Origin of the sequence: Xenorhabdus kozodoii (assembly GCF_002632875.1) — a bacterium.
GTDB classification, from domain to species: domain Bacteria; phylum Pseudomonadota; class Gammaproteobacteria; order Enterobacterales; family Enterobacteriaceae; genus Xenorhabdus; species Xenorhabdus kozodoii.
Genome location: NZ_NJCX01000018.1, coordinates 1 through 14,213, shown reverse-complemented (window position 1 = coordinate 14,213; position 14,213 = coordinate 1). Strand labels below are relative to the sequence as shown.

Annotated in this window: 13 protein-coding genes; 10 read left to right on the top strand and 3 right to left on the bottom strand. The window is 50.7% G+C overall.

Going from position 1 to position 14,213, the window contains the following annotated elements:
• Positions 1-99 precede the first annotated feature (99 nt).
• Positions 100-1,230: an AraC family transcriptional regulator gene (locus Xkoz_RS12790; protein WP_099142532.1), complete on the bottom strand. Its 1,131-nt coding sequence runs from the start codon at positions 1,228-1,230 to the stop codon at positions 100-102.
• A gap of 476 nt (positions 1,231-1,706) precedes the next feature.
• Between Xkoz_RS12790 and Xkoz_RS12785 the strand changes: the two genes are divergently transcribed.
• The 10 genes from Xkoz_RS12785 (at position 1,707) to Xkoz_RS24095 (ending at position 13,173) form a co-directional block, all read left to right on the top strand.
• Positions 1,707-3,908, top strand: a complete 2,202-nt coding sequence (locus tag Xkoz_RS12785) for a thiamine pyrophosphate-dependent enzyme (RefSeq protein ID WP_099142531.1) — start codon at positions 1,707-1,709, stop codon at positions 3,906-3,908.
• Positions 3,909-3,923: 15 nt separating this feature from the next.
• Positions 3,924-5,504, top strand: coding sequence for an indolepyruvate oxidoreductase subunit beta family protein (locus Xkoz_RS12780; protein ID WP_244183474.1), 1,581 nt, complete (start codon positions 3,924-3,926; stop codon positions 5,502-5,504).
• A gap of 24 nt (positions 5,505-5,528) precedes the next feature.
• Entirely contained in the window at positions 5,529-5,948 is a 420-nt protein-coding gene (locus Xkoz_RS12775; protein WP_099142530.1) for an acyl-CoA thioesterase, read from the top strand.
• Positions 5,949-6,013: 65 nt separating this feature from the next.
• Positions 6,014-8,377 (top strand): bifunctional salicylyl-CoA 5-hydroxylase/oxidoreductase, encoded by a 2,364-nt coding sequence (locus Xkoz_RS12770; protein WP_244183473.1) that lies wholly within the window; start codon positions 6,014-6,016, stop codon positions 8,375-8,377.
• 57 nt (positions 8,378-8,434) lie between these two features.
• A complete protein-coding gene (locus tag Xkoz_RS12765; protein ID WP_099142529.1) occupies positions 8,435-9,574 on the top strand; it encodes a cupin domain-containing protein in 1,140 nt (379 codons plus the stop codon).
• 3 nt (positions 9,575-9,577) lie between these two features.
• Positions 9,578-10,489, top strand: a complete 912-nt coding sequence (locus Xkoz_RS12760) for a fumarylacetoacetate hydrolase family protein (protein WP_099142528.1) — start codon at positions 9,578-9,580, stop codon at positions 10,487-10,489.
• Positions 10,490-10,519: 30 nt separating this feature from the next.
• Positions 10,520-11,551 (top strand): carbon-nitrogen hydrolase family protein, encoded by a 1,032-nt coding sequence (locus Xkoz_RS12755; protein ID WP_099142527.1) that lies wholly within the window; start codon positions 10,520-10,522, stop codon positions 11,549-11,551.
• Entirely contained in the window at positions 11,548-12,303 is a 756-nt protein-coding gene (locus Xkoz_RS12750; protein WP_099142526.1) for a maleate cis-trans isomerase family protein, read from the top strand. The genes Xkoz_RS12755 and Xkoz_RS12750 overlap by 4 nt, the downstream gene beginning before the upstream one ends.
• Before the next feature lie 92 nt (positions 12,304-12,395).
• Positions 12,396-12,866, top strand: a complete 471-nt coding sequence (locus Xkoz_RS12745) for a MarR family winged helix-turn-helix transcriptional regulator (protein WP_099142525.1) — start codon at positions 12,396-12,398, stop codon at positions 12,864-12,866.
• Between the two features lie 181 nt (positions 12,867-13,047).
• On the top strand, positions 13,048-13,173 hold the full coding sequence (locus Xkoz_RS24095; protein ID WP_279627409.1) for a hypothetical protein: 126 nt from the start codon (positions 13,048-13,050) through the stop codon (positions 13,171-13,173).
• 30 nt (positions 13,174-13,203) lie between these two features.
• Here the strand turns inward: Xkoz_RS24095 and Xkoz_RS24090 are convergent, their stop codons facing one another.
• Together Xkoz_RS24090 and Xkoz_RS12740 are read right to left on the bottom strand one after the other, a co-directional pair.
• Positions 13,204-13,332 carry a hypothetical protein gene (locus Xkoz_RS24090; RefSeq protein ID WP_279627408.1) on the bottom strand — a complete coding sequence of 43 codons (129 nt, stop codon included), beginning with the start codon at positions 13,330-13,332 and terminating at the stop codon, positions 13,204-13,206.
• Positions 13,333-13,572: 240 nt separating this feature from the next.
• Positions 13,573-13,887: a hypothetical protein gene (locus Xkoz_RS12740; RefSeq protein ID WP_099142524.1), complete on the bottom strand. Its 315-nt coding sequence runs from the start codon at positions 13,885-13,887 to the stop codon at positions 13,573-13,575.
• Positions 13,888-14,213 lie beyond the last annotated feature (326 nt).

Below are 14,213 nucleotides of genomic sequence, written 5' to 3'. Positions count from 1 at the left end.
ATCATTTTATGATTTTTGAATGGGTGAGTTTGGGATGTCACCAGGGGCGGCGATAGGCTGAATATTTCTGAGGAGATATGAAAATATGAAAGCAATGCTTCACCCACGTTTCAGGCTTTCACTTGGCGTCTCACCATAACGGGCTTTATATTCTGCGCTAAAGCGTCCCATATGGGCGAATCCCCAACGCAGGGCGACGCCGGTGACACTGGTAGCTTCGCCGGCCAATAGCTCCGTGCGGACATGTTCCATACGCAGGTCACGTAAGTATTGCATCGGGCTGATATTCAGGAACGCCCGAAAGCCGGCGTAGAGGCTGCGCAAGCTGACCCCTGCCACTTGGGCAAGCTGTTCCACGGTGATGGGTTCGTGGGCGTGAGCCTGCAAATACTCCTGCACTCGCCGTACATGCCGCGGTCGAATAGAGCATCGGCGGTTGGCGGGGGTTTCACTGTAATTATGCTGATGGGTGGAGAGCAGGGTAACGGAAATTAATTGCTCTATCTGGCTGGTGATCAGCTTGTGTTGCAAGATATCCGGCACCTGCGTGGTACATTCCAGAAGATAGGGCATCAAACAGCGCCAGGCCTGACAGCGTTGCCATTCAAATCCCAGCTCAAAGACCAGCGGTTGATCCAGAGGATGCCCCAATTGCCCGACCAGGGTTCTCTCCAGCAAGGAACGGGAAATCCTGACCATAAACTGGTCGTTATCGGCATTCCAGCGCATGGCGGTGGGTTGGTCTGGGCTGAGGATGGAAGCCAGATGAGGCGTGGAATCAAGGCACTGCTCCCCGCTTTCAATACCCGCGCAGCCTGCCAGTGGCATCTGGACGAGAAAGAACGCATTCAATTCTCCTGGCGTGATTGCAACGTTGGCGCCGTAACGTAGCCGGCTGATGGAAATATCCCCCAGTGGAATATAGTGCATCCTCGCATCCAATTTTTGATTGTTGCCCAATATCGTTAGCTGGTGGGGCTGCATGACCCGCCCGACCATCGATTTAACTTCATCAAGATCGTTGGATGAAAAAAGCAGATGTTTCGGGGAATTGAAATGCACCCCAATTTTCGTCACGGCGTATTTGGGATCTGCGCAGTTTGAAGTTGAATACCTTGATTCTGTTCTTCCTGAGCCAATGTGCTTTAGAGCAGGGCTTGTTTGCTCAGTGCCTTTATTTCCAGAATAATTTTGGGTTCCAGAATAGTCGCTAGACCACGAATTGCTCATAATTTCAGATACCTCTATCCAGTCACATAATTGTTATAATGTGTGAGATATCCCGCTAATAACGTTCTTATTCCCTGTTTTGATTATTTGGGATATTTTTAAGATGGTTAATGAAATAACTTAATTAAAAATAACAGTATTCGTCTTGTCCTTATTCTATTGTCTGATAACAGTATCCACATGTTGCTTAAATGAAATATATATGATTATGAATATATTTATGGTGGTCACTGCGTATCTTGCTAAATGTCTGGCTAACCTTGTTGTGAACAAAAATGATTTTTCACAACGATAGCGGATCTTGAACGGCCACATTTCCTCCCCACCCCTACCCCAAATTTATCCGCTTGCTGCACGCTTTATCCAAACACTGCATAAATCCCAATTACATGACAAATCATGCATTGACCGTTAACTCATCGCCGAATTACATAAGGGATAACGAAAAAGCGTAAGGCGAACACGATGAGGTGAGCATGGCTGAGCGATCATTTGTCGAGGAAGTGAAAAAGCTACGTTTGGATCAGGGCGAGATTTTCAGGGGTGAAGGCATACTGGCCGTCACCAAAGCCCTGCTGGAATCCGGTGTGGCGTATGTGGCGGGCTATCAGGGGGCGCCGATTTCCCATCTGATGGATGTGCTGCTGGATGCACAGGATATCTTATCTGAATATGGCATTCGCTTTGAAAACAGTGCCAGCGAAGCTACTGCTGCTGCGACATTGGCCGCTTCCGTTAATTATCCACTGCGTGGCGCCATCACGTTTAAATCGACGGCGGGTACAAATGTTGCCTCGGATGCGTTGGCAAATCTGGCATCGGGCGGCGTGGTGGGCGGCGCCCTGATTATCGTCGGTGAAGATTATGGTGAAGGCTCTTCCATCATGCAGGAGCGTAGCCATGCTTTCGCGATGAAATCCCAGATCTGGTTGCTCGATCCACGCCCTAACTTGTCCTCGATTGTACAGGCGGTGAAGACCGGTTTTGAGCTGTCGGAAGCCAGCAATACGCCGGTGATGTTACAGGTGCGCATTCGTGCCTGCCATGTGCATGGCCAGTTTGTGTGTGAGAAAAATCGCGCATCCACGTTCATGATTAAAGATGCGCTGGAAAATCCGGCGCGCGATCTCAGCCGTATCGTGCTGCCTCCCGCCAGCTTTTTGCATGAGAAAGAAAAAATCCAGGATCGCTGGCCGGCGGCCGTGCGTTTTATCCAGCAGCACGCCTTGAATGAGTTTTTCGCCGAACAAGCTGACGATGTTGGCCTTGCCCTGCAAGGTGGATGCTATAACACCGTGATCCGCGCCCTGAATTTACTTGGCCTGGCGGATGTTTTTGGCAATAGCCAAATCCCGCTGTATGTCATGAATGTCGCCTATCCATTGATTGACGACGAGTTTGAACGTTTTTGCCGTGGCAAGCGGGGGATTTTAGTGCTGGAAGAAGGCCAGCCCAATTTTGTGGAGCAGAATGTCGCGAATATTTTGCGCCAGCGTGAGATAGCGACCCGGTTACATGGCAAGGATTTATTGCCAATGGCGGGAGAATACAATACGGCAACCGTGTTAGCAGGACTCCGGGCTTTCCTTGAACGTTACGGTAAAATTGCGGCGGAAAGTGCGGTGTCTGCCTGTCAGGTGCGCATTCCCGCCGTCACTTTACCGAGCGAGGAAAATAAGGATCAGGCACGCAATATCAATGCCGCGCCACCAGATCCACTGGAAGAGGCGGTTCATGCCCGTCCCCCCGGATTTTGTACCGGCTGCCCGGAACGCCCAATCTTTACGGCGATGAAGTTGCTCGAACGGGAGTTGGGGCAACACCATGTCAGTGCCGATATAGGTTGTCACTTATTTGCCATTTTGCCCCCCTTTAATTTGGGCAATACCACAATGGGATATGGATTGGGGGCTGCGAGTGCGGCCGCACTGAATACGTCGCTGACGAATAAGCGGGCAATCTCAGTGATGGGGGATGGGGGATTTTGGCACAACGGCTTAACCAGCGGCATCGCGAACAGTGTTTTTAACCGCAGCGACAACCTGACCATTATTGTGGACAACAGCTACACTTCCGCGACCGGCGGGCAGGATATTCCCTCTTCAACCGCGCTGAATCCCCACCGCAGTACCGGCCATGACATTGAAAAAGCGGTCAAAGGGGTTGGCGTGAAATGGGTACGTAAGATCAAGCGGACTTACGATCTCAAGGCGATGATCAAAACGTTGCGTGAGGCGCTGACAACCGGCGAACCGGGGCCAAAAGTCCTGGTCGCGCAAAGTGAGTGCATGTTGAATAAACAGCGGCGCGAGAAGGTAAAGACGAAAGGGGCAATTGCGGCAGGAAAGCGGGTCGTCCGTGAGCAGTTTGGCGTTGATCCTGATACCTGCACGGGCGATCACTCCTGTATCCGCTTGTCCGGCTGTCCTTCCCTGTCGATTAAGCCGAATCCTGATCCCTTACGCACCGATCCGGTCACAACGGTATTAAGTAGTTGTGTGGGCTGTGGGTTGTGCGGGGAATTATCCCATGCGGCAGTGCTGTGTCCCTCTTTTTTTAAGGCACGGATCATTACCAACCCCAATCGTTGGGAGCGGTGGCTTCACCCTATTCGCAAAAGACTCATCGGTTATGTGCAACGTCGTGATGCCAGACGGCGTCAGCAATATGATTTTTAATAAGGAGTCATGTCTATGTCATTATCCACCCACTCCCCGCTCATGAACTCACCCAAACAGCCGATCAAAATTGCCATTCTGGCGATGGGCGGTGAAGGGGGGGGCGTACTGGCCGATTGGATCGTGACGTTGGGGGAAGAGAATGGCTATTTTGCCCAAACGACGTCAGTCCCTGGCGTCGCCCAGCGAACAGGAGCCACCATTTATTATGTTGAGTTATTTCCTGGTGCTGATGATCCGAACGTTTTAGCCCCGGTGCTGGCACTGATGCCGACGGCCGGTGATGTGGATATTGTGCTGGCTTCTGAATTGATGGAAGCCGGCCGTGCTGTCCAACGCGGTTTTGCCACCCCTGATCGCACGACACTGATCGCGTCAAGCCATCGGGTGTTTTCGATGGCAGAGCGTTCGGCAATGGGGGATGGGCGGGTCAATAACAAGGTGCTGATCCGGCAATGCCGCCAGGCTGCTTTGCGCTTTATCCATTTTGATATGGCGAAGATGGCAGAGAAAAGTCATAGCGTGATCAGTGCCGTCTTGTTTGGTGCATTGTGTGGCACGGCGGCTTTACCCTTCAGCCGTAACCAGTTTGAGGCGGCGATCATCAAGAAAAAAGTGGGGATCAAACCCAGCTTGCAAGCCTTTAATCTGGGAGTGAGTCAGGTACAGTTGGCGGCAGAATTAAACATCGCGCCAGAAACCCCTGTTCCGCCCAAGAGACGTCATCTTTCCCACAGCCGGTTCTCCCACAGCCGGATCTCCCATAGCCGGATCTCCCACAACAACAAGGTGAATGCCCTGCTATTGCATCTCCGGCAGACGTTCCCTTCCAGTATCCATGACATTGTGATTGAAGGTATCAAGCGGCTGATTGATTATCAGGATCTCGCTTACGCCCGCCTGTATCTTGATCGACTGCAACACCTGATCGAGCAAATCGTCAAGCCTGAGGAGCCATTATTGCGTGAAACCGCCCGTCATTTGGCGCTGTGGATGGCGTACGAAGACACCATGCGGGTGGCGGATCTCAAAATCCGTGCCGGGCGGTTCGAACGTGTTAGCCAAGAAATGCGGGTGAAGGGCGATCAATTTGTCGAGATCAATGACTTTCTGCATCCCAGGATGGAAGAAATCTGTGACACCTTGCCTGCCAATATCGGGCGCTGGTTGTCCCGTCCCCATTTTTTTCATCGTGTATTGGCAAAATTATTCAGCCGTGGGCGTGTCATTACCACCAGCTCTCTTCGGGGATATTCGTTGCTTTATCTGCTGGCGAGTTGGCGCCACATGCGCCGCCATACGCTGCGCTTTCAGCATGAAACGGTACGCATTGAAGCGTGGCTGCGGCGCATTGGAATCGCGGCAAAGCGTGATCCCGAACTGGCTTTGGCCATCGCTCAATGCCAGCGCTTGCTCAAGGGATATGGCGAAACGCAATCCCGTGGTTTGAGCCATTTTCAAACCCTGATGAGGATTGTTGACCACCATCCGCATGATTTATCCCCCTCCAGCCTGCGGCAACTGTGTGAAGCGGCATTGGCGGATGAGCAGGGTGATCGATTACGTGAGTGCCAACGACGTCTCTCTTTATATTAAAGAACTTATCCTAAGGAACCCGCAATGAGTCTGCTTAGATTTATACAGCCCCATAAGATCCGCTTTTCCGAATGTGATCCGGCGGGGATCGTCTTTTATCCCCAGTATTTCGTGATGTTCAATAACTTGCTGGAAGATTGGTTCGATGAATTAACGCCAATGGGATATGCCAGCTACATCGCCAAACACCGTTTTGGACTGCCAACCGTTCATCTGGAGGCGGAATTTAAGGCCATTAGCCGGATGGGGGATCAGGTTTGGCTGGAATTAAATGTTGAGAAAATTGGCAAAAAATCATTGACGCTGCTCCAGCGCTGCGTCAGCAAAGAAGGTGAGTTGAGGATGAGTGCCACTCAGACTTATGTCACGACTTCACTGGATACCCATCAAGCTATCCCCATACCCGATGAGTTTTACTATGCGTTAACTGAACTGATGCCTTAGTCAGTTAAACAGGCACTGTAGCTGGGTTATCGCATGGGGTAGATATCGTGCGGCAGGAGAAAAATATGAATGTAAGAGGTAAGAATGCAGTTATCAGTAAAAATGCAATGACCGTAACGGGTAAGAATATCGTCTGTATTGGCGGTGGACCGGCTGGCTTGTATTTCGGTCTGCTGATGAAACTGCAAAATCCGGATAATCGCGTCGTGGTGATCGAGCGCAATCGGCCTTATGACACGTTTGGTTGGGGCGTGGTGTTTTCGGATGCCACGCTGGAAAACCTGCACCTGGCTGATCCGGTGTCAGCTAACACGATCAGCGCGGAATTTAGCCGTTGGGATAATATTGATATCCACTTCAAGGAAACGGTAAATCGTAGTGGCGGTCATGGTTTTATTGGTATTGGCCGTAAAAAGCTCCTGAATATTTTGCAAGATCGCTGCCAGGAAGTTGGGGTTGAGCTGCTGTTTGAAACCCAGGTTGAGGATGAACAGGAGATTGCCCGCCAATATCAAGCGGATTTGCTGATCGCATCTGATGGCATCAATAGCCAGATCCGCACCCGTTATGCCGATTTTTTCCGGCCCGATATCGATCAACGCCATTGCCGTTTTGTCTGGTTAGGGACGCGCAAGATCTTTGATGCATTCACGTTTTTGTTTGTTGAAACCGAATATGGCTGGTTTCAGGTTCACGCTTATCAATTTGAGGAAGGGTTATCGACTTTTATTGTTGAGACAACGGAAGAAACCTGGCTGGCGGCGGGTATCGACAAAATGTCACAAGAAGAGGGCATTGCCTATTGTGAAAAACTCTTCGCCCCGTGGCTGGATGGACACCCATTAATCTCCAATGCCACCCATTTACGTGGTGCCGCCATTTGGATACGTTTCCCGCGCATCATTTGCGCGAATTGGGTGCACTGGATCAAAGCCGAGGGTGATAACGGCAAAAATATTCCGCTTGTATTAATGGGGGATGCCGCCCATACCGCCCATTTTTCCATCGGCTCCGGTACAAAATTGGCATTGGAAGACGCGATTGAACTGGCCAATAGCCTGAAAATTCATCAGGGGGATTGGCGGTCGGGTTTAGCCGATTATCAGCAATCGCGGAGTGTCGAAGTGCTGAAAATCCAAAATGCCGCCCGCAATTCAACGGAGTGGTTCGAAAATGTCGCCCGCTATGAACGTTTTTCGCCGGAACAATTCGCGTATTCACTGCTGACACGTTCACAGCGCATTTCCCATGAAAACTTGCGCTTGAGGGACAGGGCATGGCTGGAAAATTATGAACGCGGGTTTGCCCAAAGAATTAACCCCCTCTCACCGCTCACCCCACCGTTGCTGACGCCTTATCAGGTACGGGGCGTGACTTTGAAAAATCGGGTCGTTATCTCGCCTACCCTGTTGTATAGCGCAGAAGAAGGTGTACCGGGACCATTCCATCTGGTTCATCTTGGCAGCAGGGCATTGGGCGGAGCCGGTTTGATGATCGCTGAAATGACGGCAATTTCTCCACAAGCGCGCGTCACCCCGGCTTGTACGGGATTGTGGAACGATCAACAGGTACAGGCGTGGAAGACGATCACCGATTTTGTCCATCAGCATTCTGACACCTTGGTCGGAGTGCAATTGGGGCATGCCGGGCGGCGGGGCTCAACCCAACTAGGCTGGGAACACGCGGATCACCCTTTGCCTGCGGGCAACTGGCCCTTGGTTTCCGCTTCGGCACTGCCCTATTTAGCGGGGATTTCACCCGTGCCGGCCGCGCTGACTCAGGCACAAATGCAAGAGATTATTGCGCAATTTGTCGCAGCAACCCAGCGTGCCATGCAAGCCGGCTTTGACTGGCTGGAGATCCAGGCCGCGCACGGTTACCTGCTTTCCAGTTTTATCTCCCCGCTGACGAACCAGCGCGATGACGAATACGGTGGCTCGCTGGAAAACCGACTTCGCTTCCCGTTGGCCGTCTTTGAAGCTGTACGTGAAGTTTGGCCGGCTGATTTGCCCATTTCTGTGCGCATTTCTGCGACGGATTGGGTGGAAGGAGGCACGACGGTTGATGAAGGCGTAGAAATTGCCCGTCGTTTCTATGAAGCCGGGGTGGATATGGTGGATTGTTCCACCGGCGAAGTTTCTGCTGAGCAGCAACCGGTTTACGGGCGAATGTACCAGACTCCGATGGCGGATCGCATTCGTAATGAAGGAAACGTGCCGGTAATTGCTGTCGGTGCGATTACCGATGCGGATCAAATCAACGGCATTATCGCGTCGGGGCGTGCTGATCTCTGTGCCTTATCCCGCCCATTTTTAGCCAATGCGGCCTGGCTACTGCATGAATGTGCCAGATATGGCTGGACAGGGATTGATTGGCCGAAACCTTATCTTTACGGCAAGGCGCAGCTTATTAAAAAACAAATTTATTAAAAAACCCTTCGGTAAAAACAGTTAGTCACTTTACCGCTATCCGTATAGGAGATATCCATGTCTCAACAAGAAAATATCCAGGCCCATGATCAATACCGGGAAGAGATTAATGGCCGTGCCAACGTTGCCGATAGCCCTGAGCTGTTGGCGTATTACCGGGAGTTGAGAAAATACCGGACAGGGGCACTTTGGACAATCGCCAACAAAATAGAACCCTGGCAACCTAAGTCCGCTTCGGTTCCGGTACTTTGGCGTTACCGTGAGCTGCGTGAGCACGTTATCAAATCGGCTGATTTAGTCACACCGGAAAAAGCCGGGCGCCGTGTGGTCTACCTGAACAACTCCGGCGATCCACAAGCGTCAACCGCGGTTGGCTTGCTCTATTCCGGTCTCCAGACCATGCGGCCAGGCGAAGCGGCATCGGCACATGCCCACTCCTCTTCTGCCCTGCGTTTTATCATGGAAGGGCGTGGTGCTTACACCATTGTTGATGGGCAGAAGTTGTTGCTGGAAGCGAATGATTTCGTCTTAACCCCCAATGGCACCTGGCATGAACATGGCGTTGAACCTACGGGATCGCAATGTATCTGGCAGGATGGCCTGGATATCCCCCTGGTTAACGTATTGGAGGCGGGGTTTTATAAGGTTCATCCTGACTTACGCCAGGCGGTGACTGAACCGGTGAATGCTGCCATTGCGCTCTGGGGGGCGCCTGCCTTGCGTCCACAAAATGTTGGCTGGGATAAACCCTATTCTCCCTTGTTCAGATACCAATGGGGACCCACTTATGAAGCCTTGCAGCGTTACGCCCGCGTCTCGGATGGATCACCCTTCGATGACACGCTGATGCATTACACCAATCCCCTCACCGGTGGTCATGTCATGGCAACCCTGGGTGCCAGTATGCAGTTGCTGCGTCCGGGCTTTGTTGGCAAGGCACATCGTCATACTGGCAGTTTCATCTACCAAGTGGCGAAAGGGCAAGGCTATTCCGTGATTGATGGCCAACGGTTTGATTGGCAGGAGCGGGATATTTTCTGCGTACCATCATGGGCATTTCATGAGCATGTGAATACCTCGCAAACAGATGATGCTTGCCTGTTCTGCTTCAACGACCTACCCGTGATGCAGGCATTGCAATTGTATTACGAAGAAGCCCTGACTGATAACGATGGGCACCAACAAGTGAGAGGATAAGAGATGCGTTTAATCACTTACCGTTCAGAAGTAACGGCTGCCGCGCGTTTAGGGGCAATTGTCAATAATCACGTCGTCGATCTGGCAAAACTGGCTGTTCATGCTGGGAAAAAATTGCCGGATAACATGCTGGAGTTTATTGAGCTGGGGCCGTTGGCGATAAGCAGCACAACAGCGCTGTTAGATTCGTTCAAGGGATTGTGGCCTACGGGGGTTTCACAGCCATTGCAGGATGTGAACATTCTTGCCCCGATCCCTCGCCCGCGGAAAAATATCTTTGGGATCGGCCTGAACTATGTTGAGCATGTGGCTGAGTCCAGCCGCTCGCTGGATACGGCAAAAGATCTGCCCAAAGAACCGGTTATTTTCTCCAAGCCGCCAACGACGATCATTGGCCCTGGCGAGGCGATTGAACATAACAGTGCGATCACCCAGCAATTGGATTGGGAAGTGGAACTGGCGGTTATTATCGGAACGCGCGCCAAAGGCGTATCGGAAGCGGAGGCATTGAAATATGTGTTTGGCTATAGCCTGCTTATCGACATGAGCGCCCGTGATTGCCGCCGAGCTGGTCAGTGGATCTACTCCAAGGGGCAGGATACCTATGCACCTTTTGGACCTTGCATTGTCACCGCGGATGAAATTCCCAATCCCCAGAATCTGGCGCTGAGCCTGAAAGTCAATGGGGTGACCAAACAGGATTCCAATACCCGCCATATGTTGTTCAAGGTCAATACCCTGATTGCAGATATTAGCAAAGGCATCACGCTGGAGCCGGGGGATATCATTGCCACAGGCACGCCGGAAGGTGTTGGGGCGGGGCGTGCTCCCCAGGAATGGCTATGGCCTGGGGATGTGGTTGAAGCGCACCTTGAAAAGATTGGTGATTTACGTCACCCCGTGGTTGCGGTGTAAATCCAAAATAGATAAAACAGGAGCCCGATAATGCTGAAACTTCCCAAGTTCAAGGCGGCTGCGGTACAGGCTGCCCCCATCTTTCTGGATACGGAGGCAACGGTTGATCTCGTTTGTCGCTTGATCCAGGAAGCCGCAGATAAGGGAGCCAGTTTGGTGGCTTTTCCCGAAGTGTTTGTTTCTGGGTATCCTTACTGGAATTGGGTAATGAACCCGATACAAGGTAGCTCGTGGTTTGAAAAACTGTGCAAATCGGCCATTGAAGTACCGGGGCCGGAGATCAACAAAATCGCACAGGTGGCGGCACGTCATCACATCAATGTTGTGATTGGGGTCAATGAACGCAATCCCAAGGGTATCGCAACACTTTATAACACCTTGGTGACCCTTTCTGATGAAGGGCAAATTCTGGGGCGACATCGCAAGCTGGTGCCGACCTGGGCGGAGAAGTTGACCTGGGCGAATGGCGATGCGTCTGCGTTAAAAGTGCATGATACCAGTATCGGGCCACTGGGCGTGTTGGCCTGTGGTGAAAATACCAATACGTTGGCCCGTTTTTCCCTGTTGTCTCAGGGGGAATTGGTCCATGTCGCCAGCTATATTTCCCTGCCTGTTGCCCCGCCGGATTATGACATGGCGGAGGCGATCCGTTTACGCGCAGCGGCTCACTGTTTTGAGGGCAAGGTGTTTACCATCGTTTCCTGCTCCACGATTTCACCGGAAATTATCAACGCCATGTCAGCCAGCCATCCTGAGGCTGAGGCGTTGTTGGCGCGCACTAATAGTGCATTTACCGGGTTCATCGGGCCAGATGGACGTGTGATTGGCACTCCCCTGATTGATAAAGAGGGGATCGTTTATGCCGATATTGACTTGAACCGCTGTATCCAGCCTCGCCAGATGCACGATATCACCGGGCATTACAATCGATTTGATATTTTCGATCTCAAAGTGAATCGTCGCCCGCTGACTGCGATCCGGTTTGCTGATCTGCCATCCGATCAGGCCAGATCCCAGGCAGAGGCGGATTGGGGCGATCTCACACCGGAGGATCTTCCATGAATGAAACGCAGCATTTTCGGGTCGGGCTGATTGTGCCTTCTTCAAATACGACAATGGAAACAGAAATCCCTGCTATCCTGCGTGCCCGTGAAGCGATAAGCCCCGAACGTTTTACCTTTCATTCCAGCCGCATGAGAATGAAAACGGTCACCCAAACGGAACTCGCGGCAATGGATGCCGACAGTGATCGCTGTGCACTTGAACTGTCAGATGCGGCGGTCGATGTGCTGGGATATGCCTGTTTAGTGGCGATTATGAGCATGGGAAAGGGGTATCATCGGAGCTCTGAAAAACGGCTCCATCTGCGGACAGCGGAAAATGGCTATCCGGCGCCGGTTGTGACCAGCGCAGGTGCGCTGGTGGATGGGTTACATGCTTTGGGGGCGAAACGGATCTCCATATTAACACCTTATATGAAGCCACTGACTCAGTTAGTCATTGATTATATTGAAAATGAGGGAATTGAAGTGATCGACAGCATTTCGCTGGAGATCCCCGATAACCTTGATGTTGGGCGGCAAGATCCCCTCGCTCCCGTGGAGATTACCAAACGGTTGAACAGCAATGTGGACGTGATTGTTGCTTCCGCATGTGTACAAATGCCTTCCCTGGCGTCAGTACCGCTGATCGAAGATCGGGTGGGATTGCCGGTTATGTCTTCATCTGTGGCGACAACCTACATGATACTGAAACAGCTTGGGCTAAATACATCCGTTCCGGGAGCTGGCTCACTATTATCAGGAAAATATTGACTGAATGGCTGTTGTGGGCGTGTTTTTCATGGGTGAACCTTTTAGTATTGGAAGACAAAAAAACTTCCTGAGATAAAAAGGTTGTTCAACTTATGCCAGATTCAAAAGTGTTTGTTGACAATTACTTGCCAGCCTTGCTTGGGCAGGCATGGATGCTAGTCTCTTCTGAATTCCATGACATCGTTGAAGCGCAAGGGTTGTCAGTGCTGGAGTGGCGGGTGCTATCGACATTGGCAGGAAGTGGCCCGATTGGTATCAGTTTGTTGGCGCAGAAAACGGTCAGTAAACAGCCGACGATTACCCGCGTCTTACAGCGTTTGGAATTACAGGGGTATGTCGTGCGTTTTTCCAATGGGGGTCATGATCGCCGTGTGACATTGGTACGCCTGACTGAAACAGGAAAAAACGTGGTAGCAGGGTTGCTGGTTGAGGCTGAATTGCATGAAAAAAGTGTGCTGGAGCCATTGGGCGATAGTAAAAGCCAGCTATTAAAAGAAGTTTTGCAGGAGCTGATTAAACAGCATACACCCATACGTGGCGTGTTGGGGGGATTGAGTCAGTAATTTAATAAGTTAAGTTATTTCATTTTTGTAATATCTTGTGGGAGAAATTCAAATGAAACTCAGCAAAATCATTATCGCCGCATCCCTATTAAGTTTTCCTTTTTCATCATGACATGCTGAGACTAAAAGTAACTCCACGAAAAAACAAACATGACAAAACTCACTGATTGTGCAGCATTAAATGGAAAACCGGGTCAAAACGGAGTACCTGATAGCGATTGTCCCAATGGCGGGGATGGAAAATATCCAGGTCAATCAGGAGGTCATGGTGGGGATGGTGTTTGAACTGAGGATAGAAGAACGATGAATGTAAGCATTTGGTAGTCTCACTTCGTTCTTATCTGATAAAGCGAGGTGAGATTACCGGACGGTTACATTCACAATACTGTTTTCGGGTCAGATCACTGTGCCGCCATTGGGTCACATGGCGCTGTTTTTGTTCGGGGGTGTATCGGTTACGGCGCATGATGGGCTCTCCAAATGAAAAATCAGAAGCCGTAGCGTGCATGAGCTGAATGGACGGAACAAGGTGAGATCACCGGACGGTTACTAAACAACAGTACCAGCGCCAGCAAGAGCAGCTCAGTGAAATTAAGCTGAGAATGCGGGAGCTAATAGGTAATTACAACAGCAACTAAGGGCAGGGACTGAGCGGCTCTAAAAAAGAACAAAGCCGGAAGATCACAGGGATCTTTCCGGCTCTATCTTAATTAAGCATTTCATTGATATCGTTTTTTATTTTATCTAATGCATCATTAGCTTTAACTCGTTCATTAAAATCATCTCTCCAGATAAAATATTCAGAAAAACCACCATAGCCTCTGAACATAGAACTATATGCATGGCGGGCATCTTCAATCGCAGCTCTTGCATCGTTCACACCTCCATACGTTGGGGGTGTCAGCAACGCAATTATGTTCTCAATACCCCTTATCCAATTTCCTCCACCGTTATCACGCATAATTTCCCATAGTGAAAAAAAGAGGGCTCTTAATTTTTCTGATCGTTCAATAGAATCCATGTATTACCTCAAAGGCCAATCTTGTAATACCTTGACGCCATCTATTTTCCAAGGTTCTTTAATAAAGATTTGCATTTTATCTTGCCCACCTAGATATACCCCTCCTTGATAACCCACAGGCCCTTCAAAAATTTCGGTGCCTTGTAACCGTCCGGTGATCTCACCTTGTTCCGTCCATTCAGCTCATGCACGCTACGGCTTCTGATTTTTCATTTGGAGAGCCCATCATGCGCCGTAACCGATACACCCCCGAACAAAAACAGCGCCATGTGACCCAATGGCGGCACAGTGATCTGACCCGAAAACAGTATTGTGAACAGCATCAG

Bases quoted from the DNA above. Each gene is read 5' to 3' on its own strand.
- Xkoz_RS12750 (WP_099142526.1), top strand. From the start codon at position 11,548: ATGAATGAAACGCAGCATTTTCGGGTCGGGCTGATTGTGCCTTCTTCA.
- Xkoz_RS12740 (WP_099142524.1), bottom strand. From the start codon at position 13,887: ATGGATTCTATTGAACGATCAGAAAAATTAAGAGCCCTCTTTTTTTCA.
- Xkoz_RS12745 (WP_099142525.1), top strand. From the start codon at position 12,396: ATGCCAGATTCAAAAGTGTTTGTTGACAATTACTTGCCAGCCTTGCTT.
- Xkoz_RS12770 (WP_244183473.1), top strand. From the start codon at position 6,014: ATGAATGTAAGAGGTAAGAATGCAGTTATCAGTAAAAATGCAATGACC.
- Xkoz_RS24090 (WP_279627408.1), bottom strand. From the start codon at position 13,332: ATGCGCCGTAACCGATACACCCCCGAACAAAAACAGCGCCATGTGACC.
- Xkoz_RS12765 (WP_099142529.1), top strand. From the start codon at position 8,435: ATGTCTCAACAAGAAAATATCCAGGCCCATGATCAATACCGGGAAGAG.
- Xkoz_RS12790 (WP_099142532.1), bottom strand. From the start codon at position 1,230: ATGAGCAATTCGTGGTCTAGCGACTATTCTGGAACCCAAAATTATTCT.
- Xkoz_RS12760 (WP_099142528.1), top strand. From the start codon at position 9,578: ATGCGTTTAATCACTTACCGTTCAGAAGTAACGGCTGCCGCGCGTTTA.
- Xkoz_RS12780 (WP_244183474.1), top strand. From the start codon at position 3,924: ATGTCATTATCCACCCACTCCCCGCTCATGAACTCACCCAAACAGCCG.
- Xkoz_RS12785 (WP_099142531.1), top strand. From the start codon at position 1,707: ATGGCTGAGCGATCATTTGTCGAGGAAGTGAAAAAGCTACGTTTGGAT.
- Xkoz_RS24095 (WP_279627409.1), top strand. From the start codon at position 13,048: ATGGAAAACCGGGTCAAAACGGAGTACCTGATAGCGATTGTCCCAATG.
- Xkoz_RS12755 (WP_099142527.1), top strand. From the start codon at position 10,520: ATGCTGAAACTTCCCAAGTTCAAGGCGGCTGCGGTACAGGCTGCCCCC.
- Xkoz_RS12775 (WP_099142530.1), top strand. From the start codon at position 5,529: ATGAGTCTGCTTAGATTTATACAGCCCCATAAGATCCGCTTTTCCGAA.